Here is a 1899-nt window from a genome sequence, read left to right as displayed (position 1 = left end):
GTATAGCATCAAGCGTTTCCTTTGTTATTATTTTTCGCGGCCGAGGTTTTTATTGATAGCGGCCGGCACGCTGCAGCAGTTCGATCTTGTAGCCGTCCGGATCTTGAACAAAGAAAAACTTGGCGATCACTTCGCCATCCGGGGCGAATTCGACGATATCCCGGGGCTCGAAGCCGAGCTCTTTGAAGCGTTCGTGCTCCGCTTCGAGGTTGTCGACCGCGAAGGCGATGTGGCCATAGCCGTTCCCGAGGTCATACGGCTCGGTCTCGCCCTTGTTGACGGTCAGTTCGACCTCGAAGTCGTTTTCCGGGTTTCTGAGATAGACGAGTGTGAAGTTCTCGAAGTCGAGCCTGTCGGCGATCTTGAGTCCGAAGCCCTTTTCATAGAAGTCGACAGAGCGCGCCTCATCGAGCACGCGGATCATCATGTGAATAGCTTTCGCCATTCCACCATCCTCCCTCGCTTTCGCTTAGAGGAAAACATTACCATCGTTCGGGGCCGGATGGTGGTACGCCGCTACTACGCGGCGTGTTTGGCGCCCTGGGCGCGGCGCGCGACTTCGGCCAGGCAGGCGCAGCGCAAGAGCGACGCGAAGTTGCGCACCTCACCGCGCAGCTCAAGCACCTCGTCGTGCAGCTGCGAAAGGAACTGCGGCGTCGTCAGGCTCTCGCGCTCGGCGATGCTGTCGAGCACCCGCCAAAAACCGGCTTCGAGGCGGATAGACGTGCTATGGCCGTTCAAGCGGATCGAGCGTGTCTCGCACTCGTAGTCCGCCGGGTCCTGGGCAGCGAATATCTGGCACATTGAAGCGTTCCTCCGTTGGGGCGACCATTTTTCATCGCTGTTTTCAATTATTATAAGTCAAACAGATCGTGGCTGCCAAGCAGGACCCAAGCGCCGCTATCCCGCCGCAGAAGCCGGTTGATGCCCAATGGCTGGATCGAAAAAGGGGCGTAAGCGGCGCATTGATTGGGCCCTATGGCCCGGCCGTTTCAAAGACTGCGCTGATTGACGCGCCGCGCGACGTCCTCGGCGCTTTCCTTGCGCTCGCTGTAGCGGTCGGTGAGGTAGGCGGCCCGGTCGCGCAACAGCAGCGTGAACTTCATCAGCTCTTCCATCACATCCACGATCCGGTCATAGAGCGGTGACGGCTTCATCCGCCCGTCCTCGTCGAACTCCAGATAGGCCTTGGGCACCGAGGACTGGTTCGGGATCGTGACCATGCGCATCCAGCGGCCCAGCACGCGAAGCTGATTGACCGCGTTGAAGCTCTGCGAGCCGCCGGAGACCTGCATCACCGCAAGCGTCTTGCCCTGCGTGGGCCGCACGCCGCCCAGCGCCAGCGGGATCCAGTCGATCTGCGCCTTCATGATGCCGGTCATCGCGCCGTGGCGTTCCGGCGAGCACCAGACCATCGCCTCGCTCCAGGTCACCAGATCGCGCAACTCCTGCACCTTGGGGTGATCGGCCTCGGCATCGTCGGGCAGCGGCAGGCCGGATGGGTCGAACGTGCGGGTTTCAGCGCCGAAGCGAGTCAGAACGCGCGCGGCCTCTTCGTTCATCAGGCGGCTGAAGGACCGGGTGCGGAGCGACCCGTAGAGCAGGAGGATGCGGGGCGGGTGCACGGCGCGATCGGACGGGAACAGGCGAGCGTCGTCGATCGGGCGGAAATGCGCCTCGGCAAGCTGGGGCGTGTCACTCATGCATCGGGCCTTTCGCGGGGCATGGCCTGTCGGCGGCCGCAGGTCGAATTGGTCGATGTCGCGGGTAGCACGGTGGCGTGGCATGTGCCACGGTCTCGGCGCGTCCGCCGCCCGCTTGATCCGACGGAAACACTGACTGCCGCGATTTGCCTGACCTCTTTTCCTTATACACATCTCCGGACCCACGCACCAGGCA

Annotated in this window: 3 protein-coding genes; all 3 read right to left on the bottom strand. The window is 62.1% G+C overall.

All coding sequences use genetic code 11. From position 1 onward, the window contains the following. Positions 1 to 49 precede the first annotated feature (49 nt). The gene (locus I6U14_RS00250) at positions 50 to 445 is read right to left on the bottom strand and encodes a VOC family protein (RefSeq protein ID WP_296895908.1); all 396 of its coding nucleotides are present in this window, start codon (positions 443 to 445) and stop codon (positions 50 to 52) included. Between the two features lie 74 nt (positions 446 to 519). Continuing rightward, positions 520 to 804: a ribbon-helix-helix domain-containing protein gene (locus tag I6U14_RS00245; protein ID WP_296895905.1), complete on the bottom strand. Its 285-nt coding sequence runs from the start codon at positions 802 to 804 to the stop codon at positions 520 to 522. Positions 805 to 992: 188 nt separating this feature from the next. Continuing rightward, positions 993 to 1703: an arsenical resistance protein ArsH gene (arsH, locus tag I6U14_RS00240; RefSeq protein ID WP_296895902.1), complete on the bottom strand. Its 711-nt coding sequence runs from the start codon at positions 1701 to 1703 to the stop codon at positions 993 to 995. Positions 1704 to 1899 lie beyond the last annotated feature (196 nt).

Origin of the sequence: Thiohalocapsa sp. (assembly GCF_019695415.1) — a bacterium.
In the GTDB taxonomy this organism is placed as follows: domain Bacteria; phylum Pseudomonadota; class Gammaproteobacteria; order Chromatiales; family Chromatiaceae; genus Thiohalocapsa.
This window is presented reverse-complemented; position numbering and strand designations above follow the sequence as displayed.